The 24,211-nt window shown below is 61.5% G+C and carries 22 protein-coding genes; 14 read left to right on the forward strand and 8 right to left on the reverse strand.

Annotation, left to right across the window (positions count from 1 at the left end; genetic code table 11):
- Positions 1-258: 258 nt before the first annotated feature.
- The 7 genes from ABWV42_RS18965 to ABWV42_RS18995 all read right to left on the reverse strand — a co-directional run bounded on the left by ABWV42_RS18965 (position 259) and on the right by ABWV42_RS18995 (position 7,047).
- The gene (locus tag ABWV42_RS18965; protein ID WP_255110305.1) at positions 259-651 is read right to left on the reverse strand and encodes a carboxymuconolactone decarboxylase family protein; all 393 of its coding nucleotides are present in this window, start codon (positions 649-651) and stop codon (positions 259-261) included.
- Positions 652-1,770 carry a Coenzyme F420 hydrogenase/dehydrogenase, beta subunit C-terminal domain gene (locus ABWV42_RS18970; protein WP_353341551.1) on the reverse strand — a complete coding sequence of 373 codons (1,119 nt, stop codon included), beginning with the start codon at positions 1,768-1,770 and terminating at the stop codon, positions 652-654.
- A gap of 99 nt (positions 1,771-1,869) precedes the next feature.
- Positions 1,870-3,324, reverse strand: coding sequence for an aldehyde dehydrogenase family protein (locus ABWV42_RS18975; RefSeq protein WP_353341552.1), 1,455 nt, complete (start codon positions 3,322-3,324; stop codon positions 1,870-1,872).
- An 11-nt stretch (positions 3,325-3,335) separates the two neighbouring features.
- Positions 3,336-4,079: a sulfotransferase-like domain-containing protein gene (locus ABWV42_RS18980; protein WP_353341553.1), complete on the reverse strand. Its 744-nt coding sequence runs from the start codon at positions 4,077-4,079 to the stop codon at positions 3,336-3,338.
- A gap of 34 nt (positions 4,080-4,113) precedes the next feature.
- Positions 4,114-4,935 carry an aspartate racemase/maleate isomerase family protein gene (locus ABWV42_RS18985; RefSeq protein WP_353341554.1) on the reverse strand — a complete coding sequence of 274 codons (822 nt, stop codon included), beginning with the start codon at positions 4,933-4,935 and terminating at the stop codon, positions 4,114-4,116.
- A gap of 136 nt (positions 4,936-5,071) precedes the next feature.
- Entirely contained in the window at positions 5,072-6,163 is a 1,092-nt protein-coding gene (locus ABWV42_RS18990; RefSeq protein ID WP_353341555.1) for an aromatic ring-hydroxylating oxygenase subunit alpha, read from the reverse strand.
- Positions 6,160-7,047, reverse strand: coding sequence for a MurR/RpiR family transcriptional regulator (locus ABWV42_RS18995; protein WP_353341556.1), 888 nt, complete (start codon positions 7,045-7,047; stop codon positions 6,160-6,162). Before ABWV42_RS18995 ends, ABWV42_RS18990 begins: the two co-directional genes overlap by 4 nt.
- A gap of 106 nt (positions 7,048-7,153) precedes the next feature.
- Here ABWV42_RS18995 and ABWV42_RS19000 point away from each other — a divergent pair, with 106 nt between their 5' ends.
- The 14 genes from ABWV42_RS19000 to ABWV42_RS19065 all read left to right on the forward strand — a co-directional run bounded on the left by ABWV42_RS19000 (position 7,154) and on the right by ABWV42_RS19065 (position 23,309).
- On the forward strand, positions 7,154-9,622 hold the full coding sequence (locus ABWV42_RS19000; protein ID WP_353341558.1) for an FAD-dependent oxidoreductase: 2,469 nt from the start codon (positions 7,154-7,156) through the stop codon (positions 9,620-9,622).
- Between the two features lie 54 nt (positions 9,623-9,676).
- Entirely contained in the window at positions 9,677-10,792 is a 1,116-nt protein-coding gene (locus ABWV42_RS19005) for a mandelate racemase/muconate lactonizing enzyme family protein (RefSeq protein ID WP_353341559.1), read from the forward strand.
- Positions 10,793-10,829: 37 nt separating this feature from the next.
- Entirely contained in the window at positions 10,830-11,933 is a 1,104-nt protein-coding gene (locus tag ABWV42_RS19010) for a mandelate racemase/muconate lactonizing enzyme family protein (RefSeq protein WP_353341560.1), read from the forward strand.
- Between the two features lie 28 nt (positions 11,934-11,961).
- Complete coding sequence (locus ABWV42_RS19015; RefSeq protein WP_353341561.1) at positions 11,962-13,323, forward strand: aminotransferase class III-fold pyridoxal phosphate-dependent enzyme; 1,362 nt, start codon at positions 11,962-11,964, stop codon at positions 13,321-13,323.
- A 288-nt stretch (positions 13,324-13,611) separates the two neighbouring features.
- Positions 13,612-14,412, forward strand: a complete 801-nt coding sequence (locus ABWV42_RS19020) for a transporter substrate-binding domain-containing protein (protein WP_353341563.1) — start codon at positions 13,612-13,614, stop codon at positions 14,410-14,412.
- Positions 14,413-14,472: 60 nt separating this feature from the next.
- The gene (locus ABWV42_RS19025; protein ID WP_353341564.1) at positions 14,473-15,135 is read left to right on the forward strand and encodes an amino acid ABC transporter permease; all 663 of its coding nucleotides are present in this window, start codon (positions 14,473-14,475) and stop codon (positions 15,133-15,135) included.
- Between the two features lie 10 nt (positions 15,136-15,145).
- Positions 15,146-15,808, forward strand: coding sequence for an amino acid ABC transporter permease (locus ABWV42_RS19030; RefSeq protein WP_353341565.1), 663 nt, complete (start codon positions 15,146-15,148; stop codon positions 15,806-15,808).
- Entirely contained in the window at positions 15,805-16,527 is a 723-nt protein-coding gene (locus ABWV42_RS19035) for an amino acid ABC transporter ATP-binding protein (RefSeq protein WP_353341567.1), read from the forward strand. Before ABWV42_RS19030 ends, ABWV42_RS19035 begins: the two co-directional genes overlap by 4 nt.
- Positions 16,528-16,571: 44 nt before the next feature.
- Positions 16,572-17,531, forward strand: a complete 960-nt coding sequence (locus tag ABWV42_RS19040) for a dihydrodipicolinate synthase family protein (protein ID WP_353341569.1) — start codon at positions 16,572-16,574, stop codon at positions 17,529-17,531.
- Positions 17,522-18,454 (forward strand): 4-hydroxyproline epimerase, encoded by a 933-nt coding sequence (locus tag ABWV42_RS19045; RefSeq protein WP_353341570.1) that lies wholly within the window; start codon positions 17,522-17,524, stop codon positions 18,452-18,454. Before ABWV42_RS19040 ends, ABWV42_RS19045 begins: the two co-directional genes overlap by 10 nt.
- A gap of 67 nt (positions 18,455-18,521) precedes the next feature.
- Positions 18,522-19,760 (forward strand): NAD(P)/FAD-dependent oxidoreductase, encoded by a 1,239-nt coding sequence (locus tag ABWV42_RS19050; protein ID WP_353341572.1) that lies wholly within the window; start codon positions 18,522-18,524, stop codon positions 19,758-19,760.
- 102 nt (positions 19,761-19,862) lie between these two features.
- A complete protein-coding gene (locus ABWV42_RS19055; RefSeq protein ID WP_353341573.1) occupies positions 19,863-20,888 on the forward strand; it encodes a trans-3-hydroxy-L-proline dehydratase in 1,026 nt (341 codons plus the stop codon).
- Between the two features lie 145 nt (positions 20,889-21,033).
- A complete protein-coding gene (locus tag ABWV42_RS19060) occupies positions 21,034-21,714 on the forward strand; it encodes a GntR family transcriptional regulator (protein WP_255110264.1) in 681 nt (226 codons plus the stop codon).
- A 77-nt stretch (positions 21,715-21,791) separates the two neighbouring features.
- Positions 21,792-23,309: an aldehyde dehydrogenase (NADP(+)) gene (locus ABWV42_RS19065; RefSeq protein ID WP_353341574.1), complete on the forward strand. Its 1,518-nt coding sequence runs from the start codon at positions 21,792-21,794 to the stop codon at positions 23,307-23,309.
- A 24-nt stretch (positions 23,310-23,333) separates the two neighbouring features.
- On the opposite strand, the gene ABWV42_RS19070 is transcribed toward ABWV42_RS19065, so the two are convergent.
- A complete protein-coding gene (locus tag ABWV42_RS19070) occupies positions 23,334-24,209 on the reverse strand; it encodes a 3-hydroxybutyryl-CoA dehydrogenase (protein WP_255110259.1) in 876 nt (291 codons plus the stop codon).
- Between the last annotated feature and the right edge of the window lie 2 nt (positions 24,210-24,211).

Here is a 24,211-nt window from a genome sequence, read left to right on the forward strand (position 1 = left end):
TACAAAAAATTCAAACATCCTTAAAAATAAGGCGGAAGCCACATTATTGACCGCCAGAGCCCGGCAAACCTGACCACCATATCTAGTTGGTGAGGAGCCCCTCGATACTATTCGATGGAGTATCGGCCAGAAAAGTCCGGAATCGGGCGTTGAATCACCTGCGAGTCGCCCCCCGTATTTCCGAGTCACTTCCATCAAAAACGCGAAAGAGGCACCCGAACAGGCACCTCTCTCCGAATAGCCAGTGATTTGATGCCCTCAGAGCAAGCCCCGCTCCTCGAGAACCCTGCGCGCCACGCGGAAGCATTCCAGCGATTGCGGAACACCGCAGTAGATACCAACGACATGGATGATTGCCCTGATCTCTTCCTTGCTGACGCCGTTGTTCAGCGCGCCTTTGCAATGGATTTCCCACTCATGCATCTTACCCAGCGCACCGATCATGGCGAGGTTCATCATTGAGCGGGTCTTGGCGTCAATCACGTCGTCACCCCAGCCGAAGCCCCAGCACCAGGCGGTCATGGCTTCCTGGAAGGGTCGGGTAAACTCGTCCGCCGCAGCCAGGTTCTTTTCCACGTACTCGGCACCAAGGGTGCCTTTGCGTTGCTCGAGGCCTTTGAGGAAAAGGTCTTCGTTGAAGAGGTCAGCCATCTATTCATTCTCCGTTGGCATGGTTTCCGTAAAGCGGCCCGCATTGGCGCGGTCCAGCGTTCCCTGTTCTTCCTGAATGTCCCGCGTGTCCAAGGCCTCGATACGCAGGCCCTCGTGGGCAAAAACAGGTTGGCCTGCCTTCTGCAGCCCGCGCAAACGCGCCGCCAGCCTTTGCTTCTTGCGCACCTGATGCGGTTGGAAATCATCGAACATGCGTGGCGTCAGCGCCTTGTCCTGCCGAACCGCCCCATCCGCAACAGCCGCATCGAGCACGGCCTGCCCGCGGGCGCTGCGTGAAATCACACCGTTGAAGCCCGCGTCTTCGCCAACCGGTGCACCGCCGGGCCAGATGTCGGCCGCGGCCAGGTCGGCCGCCTCGCCGATGGCATCCGGGCAAATCTTGCAGCGGCTCTGAATACGCCACCCCGACTCGTCCGCCCACATGTCGAGATAGGTCTTTTCAAACGCCATGCCGTCCCGGGTTTCGATCCGGGTGGGACCGGGGTTGCCATAGCCACGGTAACGAAACAGGGTGAGATCACGCTCGTCCACGTCGAACTCGTCCAGAACGGCCCGGCTCTTGCCAAGGTCGGACGCCCCGCCGCAGACCATCACCAGCACCGCCACAACCAGTTCATCAATTCGAGGATCAGACTTGGCCCGCTGCCGGATCGCCCCTGCGTCACAGGGTTTGGCAATCACGGCAAAGGGTTCGCCCCGCGCAAGCGCAGCCTCCAGCCCGGCCAGTGTATCGGACGGCCCGTATCGTGAACCGCAGGCGTGGATCACGTCTTGGGGCGTTTCACTCATCACCCATGTCGATTGCATCGGCGCAGCTGGATCAGAGGCGCAGTGCAGCACAAAACGCGCTTTGCCCGACGACAGAAGATAGGCACCCAATGCGGTAAGGATGCCCCCGGTGGCCGCGCGAAAGCGGATATCCGGATCAGCAGCCCAGGCACGGGTCATGCCATGGTACTTGCCCCAGATCCCGTCTTCTTGCGGCGCAGGCCCCGGCAAGGCCGCTGCAACGGCACCGGGACAGGCGGCAAGGATGTCTGCTTCATCTCCCGCAGCCAGGGCCAAGGGCCGCAAACGGCCCTCCGGGGTGTACGCCATCCGCCAACACGCAGGCGCGAGGGCTTCGCAAAGGCCACAGCCGATGCAAAGCCCGTTTTCCACGACCTGGCGAATTGAGGTTGGCTGGGTCATTGCCGGTCAGGCCCTCAGTTTGATGGCGACATTCTTGGTCTGTACGTAGTTCCAGAGCGCCTCGCGCCCCTTTTCCCGACCGTAACCCGATTTGCCGTATCCGCCGAACGGAGTTTCAACACCACCCGCATACCATTCGTTCACGAACACCTGTCCGGCACGCACGTCGCGCGCGGCACGGGTGGCGCGGTCGATGTCGCGGGTAAAGACGCCGCCGACAAGGCCATAGGGTGTGCCATTGGCGATCTCCAGCGCCTCGTGGTCATCGCGGAACTTCAGCACCGAAAGCACCGGCCCGAACACTTCTTCCTGGGCAATGGTCATATCCGGGGTGACACCCGACAACACGGTGGGTGCAAGAAAGGACCCGGGATCATTGGGCGCATGTCCACCGGCGGCGGCAAGGGCACCCGCCGAAATGGCGTCATTCACCATCCCGACCGCGCGGTCCCGCTGGCCGTGGCTTACCATTGCCCCCATGTTGGCACCGAACTCGGGCCGCTCAATGCCCGCCCCGACGCTCAGACCGTTTGCAACCGTGGTCAGGCGCTCGACAAGTTCGTCATGCACGCTCTCGTGTACGATCACCCGGCTCATGGCCGAACACACTTGGCCCGCGTTGAACCAGATACCCCAGCGCACATCATTCTCAAAGGCGGCAAGGTCGGCATCGTCGTGCACGATGGCCGCAGATTTGCCACCCAGTTCCAGAACGCAGGGCACGACATTGCGCGCAGCAGCCGAGGCGATGGCGATCCCGGTCGGCACCGAACCGGTAAACACGATCTGGTTCACTTGCGGATGCGAGGACAAGGCCGCCCCGGCCTCGTGACCATAGCCGCACAGGATGTTGACGGCACCTGTGGGCAGGCCAACGGCCTCGGCGGCATGTGCAAACCAGGCATTGGTCAGCGGTGTCATCTCCGGGCTCTTGATCACCACCGTGTTCCCGGTGGCTAGCGCCGCCGAAAGCGACCGGGCCGTCATTTCCACAGGATAGTTCCAAGGGATGATCTGCGCCGAAACACCAAAGGGTTCGTAAGTTGTGAAATCGAAATAGCCCGATCCAAGCGGGATCGAACGCCCCTCCACGGTCTCCGCCTGATTGCCATAGTACTCAAAGTACCTCGCGGCCCCCTGAACCTCCATCCGCGCTTCCCAAAGCGGCTTGCCCTGCTCGAGCGTCAGAACCGGCGCGATCTCGTCGATATGGTCCAGCAGGTACTTGCCCATGGCCTGAACCAAACGGCCCCGCTCCACCGGTCGCATGTCGGTCAAAACGCCGGACAGATGCACACGCCGCGCCGCCATGACGGCACGGTCAACGTCGGCAGCATCCGCCAGCGCATGTTCGGCTATTTGGCCGCCGGTTGCAGGATTGGTCACACTGATGCGGCCGGAACCCCCATCGACCCAGGCGCCGTCGATGTAGTTCTGCCAATAAAGTTTGATGTCTGACACGAGTATATTCCTCAGAGCGTTATGCGGTGTTGATAGAGATGGTCATAGTGGGGCTTCATACGGCGATGCACCTGCTGCACCCGTTCCGGGGCGTCCGACACCTCAACGTATTTGCGGACCTGCGGCTTCAGGCCGGTCGATTGGGCAAGGTTGGCATGGAAAGAACCGCCATCCCACCAGCTGTGCGCCGAAGGATCGCCGCCTGCCTGCCAGCTCAGGGCCTCTTCGATGAAGGGAATGCCAACCGACTCGCAGAAGGCCGCAGTCATGTCGTGCGGGTTCTCGAGAAGATCATCACTGTCGACAACCGGCGGCGGGTTGCCCCCATCCAGCGCCGTCAGCAGATCGAACAGCGCGCGCTGCTCTGGGAACCCCACTTCCCCCTCATCGAAATCCGGCCACTTGTTGTACATCGAACTGATGGTTTTCGCCGGATCGCGGATCAGGAAGGCATGGGTGAAATGCGACAGGAACTCCGGCGTCCACATATGGTTGATGTAGTGCGGGAAGTCCTTGAGAAAAACCGGCCCCTTCTCGGCCCGCGCCTTGATATCCTCCCACACGCTTTCCAGCGTTAGACCCGGCGTTGTCTTTTCACCCGGCTTGAAGCGCTGCCAAAGCGGTTCTTCCCCCTGGTACCAGGCCTCACCAAACGGCTCGTGCAGACAATCAAGATCCCCACGCTGTCGCATCATCCATTCAAAAGCAGTCGAGGTCGACCGTGGGATCGCCCAAAGGGCAACGATCTTGTGCATGTTCATACTCCCTGTGAAACGGCCTTTTTGGCTCTTAGGATTTCAGGCTTTCCAGCAGACGGTCCTGCTGCGTCACGGGGGCAATCCCCAGTGTCTTGAAAATGCGCCAGTACAACGCGGTATCGTGGCCGATGACCGGCTTGCCCAACCGCTCTTCGAGATCGCGGGTCAGGTGAAGCGGCCGCTGCGGCACCCCGTCGTCCCGCCGGAAATTGCACATGCCGTTGATCAGATAGGCATCGGCATCGGGTGCCTTGTCGGCAACGAAATCGAAACTCTTGGTCGCCAGATCGCCATCAAAGATCCAACGCAGCGCATTCACGTCTTCCTGCGTCTCGAACCAGCCCTGATCGACGAAGTTACCGGCCCACAGAACGTCAAACCCGGCTTCCTTCAGAAATCCGACGGTACCCTGCCACCAGCCCGGCCAGTGATAGGCACCATTCAGCGCGACCTTCTCCACGTTCATCTCGCGCAGCGCCTCGACCATGGCGTAGCCCGCCATGTGGAACGCCACGCCATGTTTGTCCGAAAGATCCTGGCAATGCTGGCGGATGCCCTCCACGCCAAGCCCACTGGCATGCACCCAGTTCGACCCCACCTGCGCCGCCACATCCGCGCCGTTGCGCGCCATGCAGTGCACGAAATCGTCCATCATGCCAAAGTTCTGTTTCCGCTGATCCAGCCCGTGCGCATAGTCCGGCACGTGCAACATCCAGCCATGCACCCCAACGGTATCCGGACACATCCGCAGGAAGTCACTTGGCGCCGCGTCATAGTCAAACGGCGGACAGGTAAACCCCACCTGGTAGGGAAACAGCTTCTGCTCCGCTGTCCACTTCTCCGGCATCAACATGTCAAAGCTCCTCCTTGCTTCATCCGCCATTTCAGGTGATCAAACAGAAAGCGCGAACGTCTCAACCATTCGAATTGCAATAACCAAATCGAATTGCCGTTGAGACCTTCACCTTTCCCTGCTGGCGTCTTCCGGGTCAGCCGTCCACAGCCTCCCGCATCCACTGTTGAAGACGGGCAATCGAATGTTCGCTCATCACGCCACAACCGGGATCAAGAACCAGCGGACCGGGCACATAGCCTTTCGAACGCAGACCACGCTGTACCGATTCAACCAGACGGATGTCTTCTTCCACCGTGGTTTCGCGATCTTGCACTGCAAGGCCGCGGATCACGTCACTCTCGTGACCACCCTCGGTGTACCAGCCGCGCCAGACCGTGCAGTTGCTCACGTCTTCCGCGCGCCAATGATAGGTGTTCAGAACGTTGCCCGGATAGCACTGGAACGAGAACATCGGCCACAGGAACCAGCTCTGGTAATCCCCCGCCCGCGCATTGCTTTCGAGATCGATGGGATAGGTCATCTTGTCGAGGCTCTGACATTCGGTCATGTGGCGCAGGACATAGCCTTCGTCGGCGGGCTGGATGTCATAGGTCTCAGGCTTGATAACACCCTCAGCAAAGGTCGGGTGATTGGTCGGGCAGTGGTAACACTCCGAATAATTCTCAACCGAAACCTTCCAGTTGCACTTCTCGGGGCATTCCACCCATTCCAGCGGCTTAAGGTCGGCGATGTGTGGCACGAACTCGGCCAATTCCTCGCGCACGCCCGGATACCATTCGTCCATCGGCGCGGCATCATTGTCGAGGTTCACGAAAATGAAGCCGTGGAAATCCTCGGTGCGCACTTCGGTCAGGCAGATCTTTTCGCGATCAAAACCCGGCACGCTCTTGATGTTCGGCCCGGCGCGCAGGCCACCGGTAAGCTCATAGGTCCACTGGTGATAGGGGCAGACCACGACCCGCGTGTTACCCTTGCCCGCAACCATTTCATGCGCGCGGTGCTGACAGACATTATAGAAGGTACGCACCACCTCATCACGCCCGCGGATTGCGAACAGGCTCTGGCCGGCAACTTCAAAGGCGAAATAGTCTCCAACGTTCGGAATATCCGAGCTGTGCAGCGCAAACTGCCAAGTGCGCGTCAACAGGCCCTGCATCTCGTCCTCAAAGATGGCGGGGTCGGTGTAGTAGCGTGCTTCAAGAGAATGGGTCAAAGGCGCATTCATGAGGGATCCTCCTGATAAAAACCAAGTTGCTGGCGACGTTCATGGAACTTCTCGACGCGCCCAACGACCTCGTCAGACGCAGACGCGATGACAAAGCTGAGAAGGGTTTCGAGAAGTGCGAGAGTTGAGACGGACGACGGGAAAAACTGTGGCGTGTCCATCGCGATGATAAAACTGTGGTCCGCGATGCGGGCAATCGGGGAAGCTGGCGAATCTGACAAGGCAATCACCGTCACGCCCTGCTCCTTGGCCATTTCGGCCGCCGCAATCACTTCGCTTCGATAGGGGCGGCTGGTGATCGCAATCAACACGTCGCGCGAATCCGCCCAGGCAAGGTCGTCGACGCTGGTCGACCCGGGGCGCGGAATGGCGTGGAACTGGGTCATGCCCGTCGAGGCAAGATAGGTAAAGTTGCTGGCGTTTGCGTGGTTCACACCAACCCCAAGCGTATAGACATTGCGCGAGTCCCAAACCGCCTTGGCCGCCGCACTCATTTCTGCCTGATCGACCGCCGCAAAGGTTTCTTCGACGTTGCGCAACGCGCTTGTCGCCATGTCAGCGTACAAACGTCCCATTCCGCCGCGCTTCTGGATGTCCTGAAGCCACCGGGCCCGGTCCGGCAGGGTGGCGGTGCCGGCGCGAATAGCCTCGCGGAACGGCTCGCGAAAGTCGTCATAGCCATCAAAACCGACCTGCCGTGCCATCCGCACAATCGTATTTGGCTTCACGTTCGCGGCATCAGCGAACTCTCGTACCGTCAAAAAGCCAACGTCCCTTGGGTTTTCAAGCACATAGCGCGCAGCCTTGCGTGCCTCGGGAGTCAGCTCATCCAACTCCTCCGACAGGCGATCCAGCACGGCATTTGATACGCTTGTTTGGCTCATTTGCTATCTTGGTACGATCATTTGTTTCATTTTCTGTTGACCGTGGTACAAGTGTTTGCATATCAAATCCACAGAAATCTTCGACTCTCGAACAGGAAAATTTGCGATGTCCAAAAAAGAACTGCCAGCGCGCGCAAAAGTCGTCATCGTCGGCGGTGGCGTCATGGGCTGCGGCCTGGCCTATCACCTGGGCCATGAAGGCTGGGGTGAGGAAACCGTGCTCTTGGAAAAGGCGGAACTGACAAGTGGCTCCACTTGGCACGCTGCCGGCCAGATCACCCACTCGACCAGCTCCTACGGGCTCGGCAAGATGGTTGATTACAATATCGGCCTCTATTCAAAGACCCTCGAAGAGGAAACCGGCCAGGCCGTCACCTGGCACGGCTGTGGCTCTTTCCGTCTGGCCTATACCGAAGATGAAATGGACTGGCTGCGCCACACCCTGTCGGTCGGTCGCGCGCTGGGGTTCAATATCGAACTGGTTGACCCCGCCTTCATTGCCGAAAAGCACCCCTACTACAATCTCGACGGTGTGCTCGGCGCGCTCTACACCCCCGACGATGGCCACGTGGACCCGTCAAACGTCACGATGGCAATGGCCACCGGCGCCCGCCAGAAGGGTGTAAAGATCTTCCGCCACTGCCGCGCCACCAACATCACTCAGAACGATGCCGGCGAGTGGGTCGTGGAAACCGAACAGGGCACCATCACCTGCGAACACGTCGTCAACGCGGGCGGCACCTATGCCCGCCAGATGGGGGAATGGTCAGATCTGCAACTGCCGATGACCTCGATGACCCACCACTATTTCGTCACCGAGGACGTGCCTGAATTCAAGGATCTCGACACCGAACTGCCGGTCATCCGCGACGACAAGATGGTCTCCGGCTATATCCGCATGGAGCAGAAAAAGGGTCTCATCGGCATCTACGAGAAAGAGAACTCGAACTCGGTCTGGCACGATGAGTGCCCGTGGGAATACGAAAACTGGCTGTTCGAAGCCGATTATGACCGCGTCATGCCCTGGCTCGAAAACTCGCTCGAGCGCATGCCGATCTTTGCTGAACTGGGCATCACTCGCGAAGTCCACGGTGCGATCTCGCACCCGCCGGATGGCAACCCAATGGTCGGCCCAGCGCCGGGTGTCAAAAACTACTGGTGCTGCTGTGGCACCCAGATCGGCATCGGATGGGGCCCCGGCCTGACGCGTGAACTGGCGAAATGGATGGTGCATGGCTCGGCTGACATCAACATGCGCGATTACGATCCCCGCCGCTTCGGTGACTACGCCAAGAAAGACTGGCAGGTGATCAAGGCCCACGAAGACTACAAGCTGCGCCACGAAATCCCCTTCCCGCACTTCAACCGTCTCGCTGGTCGCCCGATCAAACCCTCGCCGCTCTATGAAATCCTCAAGAAAAAGGGCGCGGTCTACGAAGAGGTCTTCGGCCACGAGCGCCCTCGCTGGTTCGCCCGCAATGGCGTCGCGCAGCAGGATCACTACTCGTTCCGCCGCAACGAGGTGTTCGACATGGTCGCCCACGAGTGCAAGGCCGTTCGGGAAGGTGTTGGCATCATGGATGTGACCGCCTTCACCAAGGTCGAAGTCTCCGGCCCGGATGCACATGCCTATCTGGATCGTCTGACGGCCAACAAGATGCCGCAAAAAGACGGCTCGATCACGCTGACCCACATGCTGAACCGTCGCGGTCGTATCGAGTTGGAAACCACCATCGTGCGCATGGCCGAGGATCGCTACTACCTCGTATGCGCGGCCTTCTTCGAACAACGCCTTGTGGATCACCTGAACCAGAACCTCGCGGGAGAGACCGTCTCCGTCACCACGCTCTCCGAAGATTGGTCGGCTTTGTCCCTGAACGGGCCGAAATCCCGCGAGGTGCTGGCCCAATGCACCGATGCCGACCTGTCCAACGCCGGTTTCCGCTGGCTCTCGGCACAGGAAATCACGGTGGCAGGCCACAAGGTCTGGGCCTTCCGCATGTCCTATGCCGGTGAACTCGGTTGGGAACTGCACATGCCGGACGAAGCCTGCGTCGATGTCTACACCGCGCTTTGGGCCGCCGGCGAACCGCACGGCATAGAGAACTACGGCTCCTTTGCCATGAACTCCCTGCGCATGGAAAAGGCTTTCCCTGGTGCAGGCGAGCTCACCAACGAAGTCACCCTGCCCGAAGCCAACGTCATGCGTTTCGTCAAACTCGACAAGGACTACCTCGGCGTCGAAGCCACCCGCGCCAGCGCGGACAGCGGCGAACTGCCCTGGATCTGCGCCTACCTCGAGATCGACCCCGACGGCATCGAAGATGGTCACGGCGGCGAAGCCATCCGCGTTGACGGCGAAGTGGTCGGCGCAACGGCCTCGGTCGCCTACGGCCACACCGTCGGCAAGATCCTCGCCTTTGCCTATGTAAAGCCGCAGGCCGCGACACCCGGCACCGAAGTCGAGGTCATCGTCGCAGGCGAACCCCGCAACGGGCGCATCCTTGGCGAAGCGGCCTACGATCCCAAATCCGAACGCCCGCGCACCGACGCAGTGCTGCAAGCGGCGGAATAAACCAAACAGGTGGGGGCCACGGCCCCCGCTCTCCTCTTTCCAATCGGTACGCAGATGAAGATCACCCGCATCACGGTCTACCAACTCGGCATGCCCCTGACCGAGCCTTATTGGCTTTCGGGAGGTCGGCTGAAATTCGAAACGCTCGACAGCACGTTCATCCGTATCGACACCGACGCCGGGATCACCGGCTGGGGCGAGGGTTGCCCTTGGGGTCATACCTACCTGCCCGCCCACGGCCCGGGCATCCGTGCCGGCGTTCAAACGCTCGCGCCTTTCCTGATCGGGGAAGACCCCCGCAGCCTTGACCACATCAACCGGGTGATGGACATCCAGCTGCCCGGCCACCCCTATGTGAAGTCCCCCATCGACATGGCCTGCTGGGACATCCTCGGCCAGTCCGCAGGCCTTCCCCTCTGGCAACTCATGGGCGGAAGCGAGGCGACCCCCGTTCTCGTCAACTCCTCGATCTCGACCGGCACACCGGAAGACATGCTCGCCCTGATCGAAAAGGCCGCGGCCAAGGGCTATACCGTGCATTCCGCCAAGGTCGGCGGCACCGACATCGGCATGGACATCGACCGCATCGAAGCCATCTCGGCGGGCCTGCCCAAGGGGCACAAGGTCACCTTCGACGTGAACCGCGCATGGCAACCCGCCGTCGCCATCGAAGTGCTGAACAGCACCAAGGCCCGCGACTGGGTCGAACAACCCTGCGAGACCCTCGACCAATGCGCCCATGTGGCGGCCCGCGTCTCCAATCCGATCATGCTCGACGAATGCATGCACAGCTTCTCCGATCACCTCGACGCATGGAAACGGGGAGCCTGCGAAGGCGTAAAGGTCAAACCTAACCGCGTCGGCGGCCTGACCAAGGCCCGCCAGATCCGCGATTTCGGCGTCTCCGTCGGCTGGCAGATGCACATCGAGGATCTGGGCGGCTCGGCCCTTGCCGACACCGCCGCAATCCACCTCGCCGCCTCGACCCCGGACGCCAACCGTCTGGCAAGCTGGCTCTGCCACTATCACCTCTCGGTCGACCCTGTGCCAAACCAAGGCGCACGCAACAACAACGGCTCTGCCACGCCACCCAGCCTGCCGGGCCTCGGCGTCAGCCCCGACCTCGACACCCTTGGCGCACCCGTCGCCACCTACGAAACCCGCGCCTGATGACAGGAAACACTCATAAACAACCGGGAGGCCGCCCTTGAAAATCACCCGCATCACCGCTTGGGAAGTTCCCCTGACCAGCCATGAAACCTACTACATGGCCGAGGGCAAAACCTGCGACACGACCCTTTCCGTTGTCCTTCGCCTTGACACCGATACCGGCCTTTCCGGCTGGGGCGAGGTCTGCCCGATCCCCCACTATCTTCCCGCCTACGCCAAGGGTGTCATCCCGGCACTCGAGGAAATGACACCCGCGCTGATCGGCGCCGATCCGATTGGCCCCGAAGCCCTCATGGAACGGCTGAACAAACACCTCATCGGCCATGACTACGCCAAGTCTGCGATCGACACCGCCCTCTGGGACCTGACAGCCCAGGCCGCCAACCTGCCGCTCTACGCGCTGCTTGGCGGGCGCGCGGTCAAGGACATGCCCCTCTACCACTCGATCACCTGCGTCGAGCCGCAGGAAATGGCCCGCATGGCGCGCGAAGCCTATGAACTCGGCATGCGCCAGTTTCAGGTCAAACTGGGTGCCGACAGCAACTGGCAGGCCGATGTCGCCCGCCTGACGCAGGTCCGCGAAGCCGTGGGCGACGGCCCTCTGGTTTATGGTGACTGGAACTGCGGCGCGGATGCCCTGACCGCCACCCGCGTGGGCCGCGCCGTCGCCCATCTCGACATCATGCTCGAACAGCCCTGCGCCACCATCGAAGAATGCGCCCACGTCCGCGCCGCCACCGGCCTTCCGATGAAGCTGGACGAAAGTGCGCACGACATAGCGTCGGTGATTGCCGGACATCAGGCCGGCTGCATGGACGCCGCCGCCCTGAAACTGTCCAAGATGGGCGGTCTTTCGAACATGCGCCGCATTCGTGATCTGTGCCTGACCCTTGGGACCCAGATGTGCATCGAAGACACCTGGGGCAGTGACGTCACCACGGCCGCCCTGTTGCACCTCGCCGCCTCGACACCCGCACGCGGCATCATGAACACCTGCGACCTGTCCCACTATGTCGGCCCGCGCCTCGATCCCGACGCGCCAAGCCGCAAGGACGGCCGCATCACCCCACCCGAAGGCCCGGGCCTTGGCGTCACGCCGGATGTTGACGCCCTGGGCCAGGCCACGGCCATACTCGACTAACGACCGCTCCAACAAACGGACCAAACCAATGGACGATCTTTCCAACGCCTACCCGTCACATGACCCAGAATGGGTGCAGGACATGCACGCCAATCACTATCTGCAAAGCTGGTCGAAACAGGGCGGCAAACCCCGAGTCATCACCGGCGCCAGCGGGTCGTGGTTCTGGGACAGCGATGGCAAACGCTACCTCGACTTCCAATCGCAGCTGGTGAACGCCAACCTTGGCCACCAGCACCCCAAGATCGTGCAGGCCATCAAGGATCAGGCGGACAAGCTCTGCTACATCGGCCCGGCGATGGGATCGGACGTGCGCTCGGAACTGGCCGCGCTGATGAATGACATAACGCCGGCCAATATCTCGTCGACCTTCTTTACCACGGGTGGCTCGGCCGCGAATGAAACCGCAATCCGGCTGGCCCGTCACTACACCGGCCGCACCAAGATTGTCGCCCGCTACCGCTCGTATCATGGCGCAACCGGCGGCACCCTCTCGCTCACAGGCGATCCGCGCCACCACCTGACCCGCGCCGACATGCCCGGTATCGTGCGGATGCTCGACCCCTACCTCTACCGCCTGCCGACCGGCTATACCGATCCGGCGAACTGTCCTGTGGCCCAGGGCGGACCGCATCTCGAAGAACTCCTGATGTACGAGAACCCCAACACCGTGGCGGCCGTCATCCTCGAACCCATCGTCGGCACCAACGGCATCCTCGTTCCGCCCGACGGCTATCTCCAGTCGATCAAGGCAACCTGCGAGAAATACGGCATCCTCCTGATCGCGGACGAGGTTATGGCCGGCTTTGGCCGAACCGGCAAATGGTTTGCCGTCGATCATTGGGGCGTTCAGCCCGACATCATCACCTCGGCCAAGGGCATCAACTCGGGCTACGTACCCCTCGGAACCATGTCGGTGAGCACCGAACTGCACGACTGGCTGCGGGACTATCCCCTGCCCGGCGGCCTCACCTACGCCGGTCACCCGCTGGCCTGTGCCTCCGGTGTCGCCGCGATCCGCGCCATGCAGGAGGAAGACACCCTCACCCATGCAACCGCCATGGGCGAAAAGCTGCGCGCCGAACTGCACAAGCTCGCCGAGAAACACCCCTCGATTGGCGATATTCGCGGCAAGGGCATGTTCAACGGCATCGAACTGGTCAAGAACCGTGAAACCCGCGAACCGCTTGTGCCATTCGCGGCCAAGGGGGACGATGCCAAGCCGATGACCGAGATGATGGGCTTTGCCATGAACAACGGCCTCTACCTCTCGTTCTTCTCGAACGTGATCCGCCTGACGCCGCCGCTCAACATCTCCGAAAAGGACCTGATGACCGGCCTCGAAATCCTCGACCGCACACTCGACATCGCGGACCGCGAGTGCGTCTGACCCCGGCATAAGCCAGCGACCTCCGGAAAACCTCTGGGGGTCGCATCGCGAATCACATCGACGTTCGCCCCTTCTCCGTCCGAAATTTTCGCGCGGCGCGTCCAAACCCGCCCGACACGATCCGCGCCTGCAAATGCGCGGCACCAGCCACTTTCCCCTTCCCTTTCAAAATCTTACTCCACCCCTGAGCCGCAGTTCAGAGCAAAATTTGGCAAAATTTTCTAATTATGGATTTTGTATCCAAAATCCTTTATCCCATAATTCATCCAACTGAGAGGAACCCCAAAAATGATCAAGAAAATGATTGCCGCTGCCGTTCTGCTGGCCAGCACAACCGCCCCCGTTATTGCCGACACGCTGGATGATGTCGTGGATCGTGGCACCCTGCGCTGTGGCGTGGTGCTTGATTTCCCACCAATCGGATACCGCGATGCCAACAACGCGCCCGCCGGCTTTGACGTCGACTATTGCAACGACCTCGCCGCCGCTCTCGAAGTCGAAGCGGAAATCCTGCCGGTCACCTGGGCCGAACGCCTTCCCGTGATCGTCACCGGCCGCGCCGACGTGGTCTTCGGCGCAACCTCCGATAGCCTTGCCCGCGCCCGCACCGTCGGCTTCACCATTCCCTACGCGATCTATTACGCTCAGGGCGTCGTCAACAAAGACAGCGGCATCCAGAGCTTCGAGGACATCCGCGGCAAACGCGTCGCCGCCGCTATCGGCACCGTGCCCGAGCAGGAATGGCTGAAGATCGCCGCCGAATGGGGCGAAGAAGGCAACTATCAGGGCTACCAGTCCGAGAACGAAGTCTTTCTCGCCGTAGCACAGGGCAAGGCTGACATCGGCATCACCACCAACACCGCCGTTCTGCCGATCACCCAGCAATATGACTCCGTCCTCGCTGGCCCCCGCATGCCCTGGACCACCGATTACACCTCGGTTGTTGGCAAGCGCGAAGACGTCACATGGATCAACTACCTCAACCTCTTCGTGACCCATCAGGTGCGCTCGGGCCGCTACGCTGAGCTCTGGGGCAAATACGTGGGTGGCAACGCACCGGAACTGCGCATTCCCGGCGTGATGTACTGATCCTCACTTTCCCAAACCTGCCATCGCCTGCCTGTCAGGCGATGGTCGGAAGGATTTCCCATGTTCGACTACAACTTTCACTGGCGCCCGGTGATGAAAAGCCTGCCGGACCTGATCGACGCCGCCTTCCTGACGCTTCAGGTGGCCGTTCTGGCGATGATCATCGGCATCGTGATCGGCCTCTGCCTTGCGCTGATCCGGCTCCACCTCAAGGGGCCACTCTACTGGCTGGCCTCCACCTGGGTCGAGGTTGCCCGCAATACCCCCGCGCTGTTCCAGCTCTTCTTCTTCGGCTTCGGCCTTGGCGCCTTCGGCCTGCACCTGTCACCCTATCTCATCGTCCTGACCGGCCTCAGCTTCAACTGCGCCGGCTACCTTGCCGAGAACTTCCGGGGCGGCTTCCAGGCTGTACCAGACACCCAGCTGCGCGCCTCGCGGTCGCTTGGCATGACCGCATGGCAGGCCTACACCCGCGTTGTCATCCCGCAGGTCTTTCGTATCGTCTATCACCCGATCACCAACCAGATGGTCTGGGCGGTCCTGATGTCATCGCTCGGCATGCTTGTCGGCTTCCGCGAACTCAGCGGCGAGACCCAGTTCTTCGCCAGCCGCACCTTCCGCATCTTCGAGTATTTCGCCATCACCGCCGTGATCTACTACGTGATCGTCAAAATCATCCTCGCAGCTTCGCGCCTACTGGCGATCCGGCTGTTCCGCTACTGAGGAGATTTCCATGCAACCCACTGTTACCTTCTTCAGCGGCTTCAACATCAACGACCTGTGGTTCCTTGGCGAAGCAGCCCTGCGCACGATGTGGATTTCCCTGCTGTCCATCTCCATCGGCACGGTTCTCGGCGCGATCTTCGGCTGGATACTCTACGAAGGCAAACTCGCCGCAACCCTGACCGTCGCCCCGATCCTGGATATCTTCCGGTCTGTCCCGCTGATCATCCAGCTGGTGCTGTTCTACAACTTTGCCCCGATCGTCGGGCTGAACCTCGATCCCTTCGCCTCCGGCGTTGTCATCCTCACGATCTACACCGCGTCCCTTGTCGCCAACGTGGCACGCGGCGGCATCGAAGCCGTCGGATCACCAATGCGCCGCGCCGCCCGCAGCCTCGGCATGACCTATTGGCAGGATCTGCGTCACGTCGTGCTCCCCATTGGTGGCCGCGCCGTCTTCCCGGCGTGGGTGGGTGTCGCGCTCGGCGTGATGAAAGACAGCGCGCTGGTTTCAGTGCTTGGTTACGTCGAACTCCTCAAGGCAAGCCAGATCCTCATCACCCGCACCCAGGAACCCTTCCTCATCCTCACACTCGCCGGCGCGTTCTACTTCGCGCTGTCCTATCCGATTTCGCGCTATGCCGCGGCACTTGAAAAAAGGTGGGCTCAATGATCGAAATTCGTGACCTGCACAAATACTTCGGCACGCTGCACGTGCTGAAAGGCATCAACCTCGACGTCCAGAAAGGCGAAGTTCTCTCGGTCATCGGCGCGTCTGGCTCCGGCAAGTCCACCCTGCTCTACTGCATCAACGGGCTTGAACCGATCCAGGAGGGCAAGGTCGTCGTCGATGAAACCGACGTTCACGCCAAGGGCACGGACATCAACAAACTGCGCCAGAAACTCGGCATGGTGTTCCAGCAGTGGAACAGCTTCCCGCATCTGACAGCACTTGAAAACGTCGCCCTCGCCCCGCGCATCGTCAAAGGCAAATCCAAGGCCGACGCCCGCGACGTCGCGGCCCAACAGCTGTCACACGTGGGCCTTGGCGAAAAACTCGATGTCTACCCCGGCGCCCTGTCCGGCGGCCAGCAACAACGCCTCGCCATTGCCCGCGCACTGGCGATGGAACCCGAGTACATGCTGTTCGACGAAGCCACCTCGGCGCTTGATCCCGAACTCGTGGGCGAGGTGCTGGAAACCATGCGTATGCTCGCCGAGGAAGGCATGACCATGATCTGCGTCACCCACGAAATGGGCTTTGCCCGCGACGTGAGCGACCGGGTCGCCTTCTTCCATCAGGGCGTCATGGAAGAAATCGGTCCTCCCGAACAGATCTTCGGCAACGCCCAATCCGAACACACCCAGAAGTTTCTAGCCAACGTGCGCTGACCCGCGCCCGGCCCTCCCGTTTCCAAGTCAGTAAAGAGACCCCAATGTCACAGAATATCTTCACCGGCACCATGCCGGCCCTGATGACCCCCTGCAAAGAAGACCGCACCCCGGATTATGACGCGCTCGTCCGGAAAGGACACGAGATGATCCAGGCCGGCATGTCCGCCGTCGTCTACTGCGGCTCGATGGGCGACTGGCCCCTGCTCACCGACGCCCAGCGCATGGAAGGTGTCGAACGCCTTGTCGCCGAAGGCCTTCCCGTGGTTGTCGGCACCGGCGCCATCAATTCCGCCTCTGCCGTTGCCCACGCCGCCCATGCCCAAAAGGTTGGCGCCGCCGGCCTGATGGTCATCCCCCGTGTCTTGTCGCGTGGTCAGTCGATCGCCGCCCAGAGAAACCACTTCAAGGCCATTCTCTCCGCAGCACCCGACGTTCCGGCCATCATCTACAACAGCCCCGTCTACGGCTTTGCCACCCGCGCCGACCTGTTTTTCGCACTGCGCGCGGAACACCCGAACCTTGTCGGCTTCAAGGAGTTCGGCGGCGAAGAAGACCTGCGCTATGCCGCCGAACACATCACCTCTCGCGACGATCAGGTCACCCTGATGGTCGGCGTCGACACCGAGGTTTACCACGGCTTTGTCAACTGCGGTGCCACCGGCTCGATCACCGGTATCGGCACTGCCCTGCCGAAAGAGGCCCTGCTGCTCGCCGCGCTGTCGCAAAAGGCCGCCGAAGGTCACGCCGAAGCCCGCCAGCGCGCCCGCGAGTTGGACGAAGCCTTTGCCGTGCTGGCAAGCTTCGATGAAGGCACCGATCTTGTTCTCTACTACAAGCACCTCCTCGTGCTGAACGGTGAAGACGAATACCGCCGCCACTTTGTCGAGACGGACATCCTCTCCGACGCCCAGCGCAACTATTGCGAACAGCAATACGCCCAGTTCCGCGCATGGTTTGCCGATTGGTCGGCGCAAGGCGGGATCATCAGCGAATGCATGTGATCGACAGTCACACCGGCGGAGAACCCACGCGGGTGATCCTCGACGGGGGTCCCGACCTCGGGTCGGGGCCGCTGGCCGAACGCGCGCGACGGCTGGCCAGTGACCACGCAGATTTCTACCTGTCGGTCATGCGGGAACCCCGCGGCCAACCGGCGATGGTTGGCGCGCTTCTCGTGCCGCCAACCGATCCGTCCTGCGCAACCGGCGTGATCTACTTCGACGCCGGGGCCGTTCTGGGCATGTGCGGTCACGGCACCATCGGCCTTGCCGTCACCCTCGCCCATCTCGGCCGCATCGACATCGGCACACACAAGATCGAAACCCCAGCCGGTATCGTCCAAGTCACGCTGTCCGACGCCAACACGGTCACCGTGCGCAATGTCGAAAGCCGCCTCGTGCAGGCAGACGCCCAAGTCAGAGTTGAGGGGCTGGAAACCATCACCGGCGACATCGCCTACGGCGGCAACTGGTTCTACATCATCGACCCAAGCCCGATCCCCGTGACACCGGCCAACATTCGCGCACTCACGGACGCCGGCATCGCCATCCGCAACGCAGCCAATGCGGCTGGGCTGGGGGGCGAGGCCGGCGAACCCATTGATCACGTCGTGTTCCAGGAGCGAGCGGACACCCCCGGCATCCACAGCCGCAACTTCGTCCTGTGTCCCGATGACACCTATGACCGTTCGCCCTGCGGCACCGGAAGTTCCGCCCGCCTTGCCAGCCTCGCCGCAAGGGGCACCCTCGCACCGGGTCAGGAGATCATTCAGCAAAGCGTGATTGGAAGCCCCTACCGCCTGTCCTACCAACCCGGACCAAACGGTGGTGTCCTTCCCACGATCACCGGTCAGGCCTTCGTGACGGCCAACACCCACCTCATGTTCGACGCGGCCGACCCCTTCAGGGACGGCATCGCACTATAAACCCTTGCCGGGCGGTCCGTTCTCGCGGAATGTGCCCGGCAGTTCGCCGGATCAACAAAGGCCAAACATGTCACAAGAAATCATCGTCGTCGGTGCCGGGATCGTTGGCATCAGCGCCGCGCTTGCCCTGCAAACGCGCGGGCTCTCGGTTCACGTCCTCGATCGCGGCGGTGTCGCCACCGAAGCCTCTCAGGGCAACGCCGGCGCTTTTGCCTTTACCGAGATCATCCCCCTCGCCACCCCCGGAATCATGCGCAGGGCCCCCAAGTGGCTGCTTGATCCGCTCGGCCCGCTTTCGATCCCGCCATCCTACGCCCTGAAAATCGCGCCATGGATGCTCCGCTTCTGGCGCGCCAGCTGGCCCGACCGCTACGCCACCTCGATGACGGCCCAGACCGCGCTCATGGATCACAGCAAATCCGCCTTGCAGCGCCAAATCACCGCAACGGACGGTGAACACATGATGCAACGCGAAGGCCAGTTGCAACTCTACGAAGGCGCCCAAGAGTTCGCCGCCAACCAAGCGGGCATTCAGGCCCGCCGCGATCACGGGATCGCAATCGACACACTTGACTCTGCCGAAGCCATTGCCGAGATTCAGCCCGGCCTCGATCCGCGTTTCACCCATGCGGCCTTCACCCCGTCGTGGATGAACACCACCGATCCAAAAGCCTGGACCGAGCATCTCTCGCAGACTTTCCTCGCGCGCGGCGGCAAGATCGAAACCGCAAACATCACGGCCCTCCACTCCGACGCCATTGGCGTTCGCCTCGACACCGGCGATGGCCCGATCAACGCCGCCAAGGCGGTCATCTGTGCGGGGGCATGGTCGCACCACCTTGCCCGCACACTGGGTGACAAAATTCCGTTGGAAACCGAACGCGGCTACAACACCACCCTGCCCCCCGGCGCCTTTGACCTGCGCACGCACCTGACGTTCTCAAGCCACGGCTTTGTCGCGAGCAAGATCGGCGGCGGCGTGCGCATCGGTGGCGCCGTAGAGCTTGGCGGCCTGACCCTGCCGCCCAACTACAAGCGCGCCGATATTCTATTGCGTAAAGCGACAGAGTTCCTGCCCGGCCTTAACACCAGTGGTGGCACCCAATGGATGGGCTTCCGCCCCTCTCTCCCCGACAGCCTTCCGGTCATCGGTCCTTCCCCCAAGTCCCCCAATGTCCTCTACGCCTTTGGACACGGCCACCTTGGCCTGACCCAATCCGCCGGCACAGCCGAACTTGTCGCCGACCTGGCCACCCATCAAACCCCGCAACTCGACCTTTCAGCCTTCGCACCGGATCGATTCTGACCAAGTCGCCTCTTGCAATCCCATGTCGTGAACAAGCCAGCCGAATGCCCCTTTTCACCGTCCAATTAGGCCCAAATACGGCAGCAACCTTCAGGAGCTCCCATGCGCAGCACTAAAACCATCCACGTGATCTCGGCCCATGCCGAAGGCGAAGTTGGCGACGTCATCGTGGGCGGGGTGGCCCCTCCCCCCGGTGACACCCTCTGGGATCAGCGCAGCTTCATCGCCGAAGATCAGACGCTGCGAAATTTCGTCCTGAACGAACCCCGCGGCGGCGTCTTCCGCCATGTGAACCTCTTGGTCCCGCCCAAACACCCCGAGGCCGATGCCGCGTGGATCATCATGGAACCCGAAGACACGCCGCCGATGTCAGGCTCCAACTCCATCTGCGTCTCGACCGTTCTTCTGGATGGCGGCATCCTCCCGATGCAGGAACCTGTCACCCACCTTACCCTCGAAGCGCCGGGCGGCCTTGTCCGTGTCCGCGCCGAGTGCCTCAATGGCAAGGCCGAGCGTATCTTCGTTCAGAACGTCCCGAGCTTCGCCGACAAGATCGCCGTGCCTCTCGAAGTCGAAGGCCTTGGCACCCTCTCCGTCGACACGGCCTATGGCGGAGATAGCTTCGTTGTCGTGGATGCCGCCGCGCTTGGGTTCGGCATCACCGAAAGCGAGGCCAAGGACATCGCCCGCACCGGCGTCGCGATCACCAATGCCGCCAACGAACAACTGGGGTTCTCCCATCCGCAAAATCCGGATTGGGATCACATCTCCTTTTGCGCCTTCTGTGGCCCGCTCTCCACAACCGAAACCGGCCTGAGCGGCAAATCCGCCGTCGCCATTCAACCCGGCAAGGTCGACCGCTCCCCCACCGGCACCGCCGTTTCCGCGCGCATGGCCCTGATGGCCGCCAAGGGAGAGATGCACCCCGGTCAGACGTTTGATGCCATCTCGATCATCGGATCAAAGTTTTCAGGGCGCATCGTCGAGACAACATCTGTCGGAGACCGCCTCGCCATCGTGCCCGAAATCTCTGGCCGGGGGTGGATCACCGGCATCCATCAACACATGCTCGACCCCGACGATCCCTGGCCCGGCGGCTACCGCCTGAGCGACACCTGGGGCGCCTGATCCAGGCGGGCAACTCGATGGATACAACATCCCATGAGGCTATTTTGACGTCTTGGGCTTTCATCTCCGCTCGCCTTTTGATTTATTAATCAAACTCAAAGGACACTTCGTATCCAAAATTCAGGCAAAGAGCGGAGACGGGCTCATGGCGGGCAAACGTGCAATTTCAAGACAAAGCCTTCCCGATGTCATCGCGAATGACCTGCGCGAACGCATCCTGAGCAACGAACTCGCCGAGGGCGAAACCATCCGTCAGGAGGCCCTTGCCGAAGAATACGAGGTCTCGCGCATGCCGATCCGCGAAGCCCTCAAGCGTCTGGATGCCGAAGGCCTTGTGCAGCTGACCAACAACCGGGGCGCACAGGTTACCAAACACTCGCTCGAGGAAATCGGCGAGATCTTCGACCTGCGCATCATGCTCGAAGTCGATCTGTTCCGCCGCGCCATCCCCTTGATGACCTCCACCAACTTTGCGCGCTGCGACAAGATCCTTGATGAGATGGAAGCCTCCTACGACGCCGACGACGTGAGCAAATGGGGCGCGCTTAACTACGACTATCACTCAAATCTCTATGCCGCTGCCGGACGGCGTCTGACAAACGATCTGCTGCATCGCATCAACCTTCAGTCTGATCGCTATGTCCGTATGCACCTGAGCGTGATGAAGCAGCGGGACCCGGCCAAGGAAGAACACCGCAGCCTGCTCACCCTCGCTCAGGCCGGCAAGATCGACGAAGCCTGCGCCCTTCTCGACAACCACATCCGCCGCACCAAGGATCAGCTTCTGGAAATGGTCGCCGCAAAACGGGCTGCCGACGAAGACTGACGGCAGCGTTTGCGCGACTCCTTGCGCGCATCGGGATTTTGGATACATTATCCATAAATGATTCTCCCGAGGACCCGATGACCTTTACCCCACATGGAAAACACCTGATCGCTGGCAACTGGATTGCAGGCGACACCACCTTTTCATCCCAACCTGCCTTTGGCCCTGAATATGACTTCGCCATAGGACGTGCTTCGGACGTCGACGCCGCCGCCCGCGCTGCGGAAGAGGCATTCTGGAGCTTCGGATATTCCTCCCGCTCTGAGCGCGCCGCCCTCCTTGACGCCATCGCGGACGAAATCGAAGCCCGCGCCAAAGCGATCAACTTGATCGGCACACAGGAAACTGGCCTACCCAAAGCCCGCCTTGAGGGCGAACGCGGCCGCACCACCGGCCAGTTGCGCCTGTTTGCAGATCACATCCGCAAAGGCGACTACCTTGATCGCCGCCACGATCCCGCCCTGCCGGATCGCACGCCCCAGCCACGTCCCGATCTGCACATGATCCAGCGCCCGATCGGCCCCGTCGCCGTCTTCGGTGCCTCCAACTTCCCGCTCGCCTTCTCCACCGCCGGTGGCGACACCGCCGCCGCCCTCGCCGCAGGATGTCCCGTTGTCGTCAAGGGGCACGACTCCCACCCCGGCACCGGCGAAATCATCGCCGAGGCCATCCATGCCGCAATCCAGTCCTGCAACATCCACCCCGGCGTCTTCAGCCTGATCCAGGGAAACGACCGCGCCGCCGGTGCAGCGCTGGTACAGCACCCGCTCATCAAGGCGGTCGGGTTTACCGGCTCGCTGGCCGGGGGGCGCGCCCTTTTCGATCTCTGCGCCGCCCGCCCGGAACCGATCCCGTTCTTCGGTGAACTCGGCTCGGTGAACCCTATGTTCGTTTTCCCCTCCGCCCTCGAAATCCGCGGTGAGGACATTGCCAGGGGATGGGCCGCCTCTCTGGCCATGGGGGCCGGCCAGTTCTGCACCAACCCCGGCATTGTGGTTCTGCCCGAAGGCCCCGAGGCAGAAGCCTTTATAGAAACCGCCCGCGCCGCCTTGGCTGAAGTTCCACCTCAAACCATGCTCACCGACGGTATCGCCTCCGCCTACCAAAGTGGTCAGGCTCAGATGGCCGCAACGCAAGGGGTGCACGAGATCTTAACCACCCAAAGCGCCCCACGCAGAGCGAGCCCCAATCTCTACCAAACCACGGTAGAAAACTGGCTACAGAACCCGCATCTCGCAGAAGAAGTCTTCGGCCCTCTTGGCCTGATTGTAACCGCAAACTCGATCCTTGAGATGCGCGAACTTGCCGAGAATCTCGAAGGCCAGCTCACCTGCACCCTTCACATCGAGGCAGACGACGTTCAATCCGCCGCAACACTCCTGCCCATCCTCGAACGCAAGGCAGGCCGTATTCTGGCCAACGGCTTCCCAACCGGCGTCGAGGTCAGCGAGACCATGGTGCACGGCGGCCCCTACCCGGCGTCGACAAACTTCGGGGCCACCTCCGTCGGCACCCTCTCAATCCGCCGCTTCCTACGCCCCGTCTGCTACCAGAACATGCCGCAGGACCTGCTACCACAGGACATCAACGCCTGATCACGCAAATTCCGGCCCGCTGCCTCAGCGGGTCGGAACCGGAACCTCACCACGATAGTCATAGAAACCGCGCTTGGTTTTCCGCCCAAGCCATCCGGCTTCAACGTATTTCACCAGCAACGGGCAAGGGCGATACTTGGTGTCTGCCAACCCGTCATGCAGCACGTTCATGATCGCCAGACACGTATCCAGACCAATGAAATCACCCAGCTCAAGCGGCCCCATCGGATGGTTCGCGCCCAGCTTCAACGCCGCATCGATGCTCTGGACGTTGCCGACACCCTCGTACAAGGCATAGCAGGCCTCGTTGATCATCGGGATCAGTACACGGTTCACGATGAAAGCCGGGTAATCCTCGGCACTTGCCGCGGTTTTACCAAGCCGGCCCACCACGGTCAGCATCGCCTGATACGTCTCTTCCGACGTTGCGATGCCCCGGATTAACTCCACCAGCTTCATCATCGGCACCGGGTTCATGAAATGAAACCCCATGAACCGCTCCGGCCGGTCCGTCTTGGCCGCCAGCCGGGTGATTGAAATCGAAGATGTATTCGTGGTCAGCACCGTCTGCGGCGCCAATGACGCCTGCAACCCCGCGAAAATCTGGTCCTTGACCACTTCCCGCTCGGTCGCTGCCTCAATCACGAGGTCGCACCCGCCGACCGACCCAAGGTCGGTCGTGGTCCTGATCCGCTGCAATGCCAGAGCGCGACTTTCCTCCGAAATCTGCCCCTTCGAAACCTGCCGCGCAGTATTCTTCTCGATCCGCTGCACAGCCCCGGTCAGGGCTTCGGGCGAGATGTCGTTGAGAACCACATCATACCCTGCCATCGCACAGACATGGGCAATCCCGTTGCCCATCTGCCCGGCTCCGATCACCCCGACCGACTGAAAGTCCATCA

The sequence above is a fragment of the Pelagimonas sp. KU-00592-HH genome (genome assembly GCF_040369695.1).
Taxonomy (GTDB): domain Bacteria; phylum Pseudomonadota; class Alphaproteobacteria; order Rhodobacterales; family Rhodobacteraceae; genus Shimia.

What these genes read in the sequence shown, in the direction of transcription:
- ABWV42_RS18965 (WP_255110305.1), bottom strand. Translation starts at nt 651, where the DNA reads ATGGCTGACCTCTTCAACGAAGACCTTTTCCTCAAAGGCCTCGAGCAA.
- ABWV42_RS18970 (WP_353341551.1), bottom strand. Translation starts at nt 1,770, where the DNA reads ATGGCGTACACCCCGGAGGGCCGTTTGCGGCCCTTGGCCCTGGCTGCG.
- ABWV42_RS18980 (WP_353341553.1), bottom strand. Translation starts at nt 4,079, where the DNA reads ATGCACAAGATCGTTGCCCTTTGGGCGATCCCACGGTCGACCTCGACT.
- ABWV42_RS18985 (WP_353341554.1), bottom strand. Translation starts at nt 4,935, where the DNA reads ATGTTGATGCCGGAGAAGTGGACAGCGGAGCAGAAGCTGTTTCCCTAC.
- ABWV42_RS18990 (WP_353341555.1), bottom strand. Translation starts at nt 6,163, where the DNA reads ATGAATGCGCCTTTGACCCATTCTCTTGAAGCACGCTACTACACCGAC.
- ABWV42_RS18995 (WP_353341556.1), bottom strand. Translation starts at nt 7,047, where the DNA reads ATGAGCCAAACAAGCGTATCAAATGCCGTGCTGGATCGCCTGTCGGAG.
- ABWV42_RS19000 (WP_353341558.1), top strand. Translation starts at nt 7,154, where the DNA reads ATGTCCAAAAAAGAACTGCCAGCGCGCGCAAAAGTCGTCATCGTCGGC.
- ABWV42_RS19005 (WP_353341559.1), top strand. Translation starts at nt 9,677, where the DNA reads ATGAAGATCACCCGCATCACGGTCTACCAACTCGGCATGCCCCTGACC.
- ABWV42_RS19015 (WP_353341561.1), top strand. Translation starts at nt 11,962, where the DNA reads ATGGACGATCTTTCCAACGCCTACCCGTCACATGACCCAGAATGGGTG.
- ABWV42_RS19020 (WP_353341563.1), top strand. Translation starts at nt 13,612, where the DNA reads ATGATCAAGAAAATGATTGCCGCTGCCGTTCTGCTGGCCAGCACAACC.
- ABWV42_RS19025 (WP_353341564.1), top strand. Translation starts at nt 14,473, where the DNA reads ATGTTCGACTACAACTTTCACTGGCGCCCGGTGATGAAAAGCCTGCCG.
- ABWV42_RS19030 (WP_353341565.1), top strand. Translation starts at nt 15,146, where the DNA reads ATGCAACCCACTGTTACCTTCTTCAGCGGCTTCAACATCAACGACCTG.
- ABWV42_RS19035 (WP_353341567.1), top strand. Translation starts at nt 15,805, where the DNA reads ATGATCGAAATTCGTGACCTGCACAAATACTTCGGCACGCTGCACGTG.
- ABWV42_RS19040 (WP_353341569.1), top strand. Translation starts at nt 16,572, where the DNA reads ATGTCACAGAATATCTTCACCGGCACCATGCCGGCCCTGATGACCCCC.
- ABWV42_RS19045 (WP_353341570.1), top strand. Translation starts at nt 17,522, where the DNA reads ATGCATGTGATCGACAGTCACACCGGCGGAGAACCCACGCGGGTGATC.
- ABWV42_RS19050 (WP_353341572.1), top strand. Translation starts at nt 18,522, where the DNA reads ATGTCACAAGAAATCATCGTCGTCGGTGCCGGGATCGTTGGCATCAGC.
- ABWV42_RS19055 (WP_353341573.1), top strand. Translation starts at nt 19,863, where the DNA reads ATGCGCAGCACTAAAACCATCCACGTGATCTCGGCCCATGCCGAAGGC.
- ABWV42_RS19060 (WP_255110264.1), top strand. Translation starts at nt 21,034, where the DNA reads ATGGCGGGCAAACGTGCAATTTCAAGACAAAGCCTTCCCGATGTCATC.
- ABWV42_RS19065 (WP_353341574.1), top strand. Translation starts at nt 21,792, where the DNA reads ATGACCTTTACCCCACATGGAAAACACCTGATCGCTGGCAACTGGATT.
- ABWV42_RS19070 (WP_255110259.1), bottom strand. Translation starts at nt 24,209, where the DNA reads ATGGACTTTCAGTCGGTCGGGGTGATCGGAGCCGGGCAGATGGGCAAC.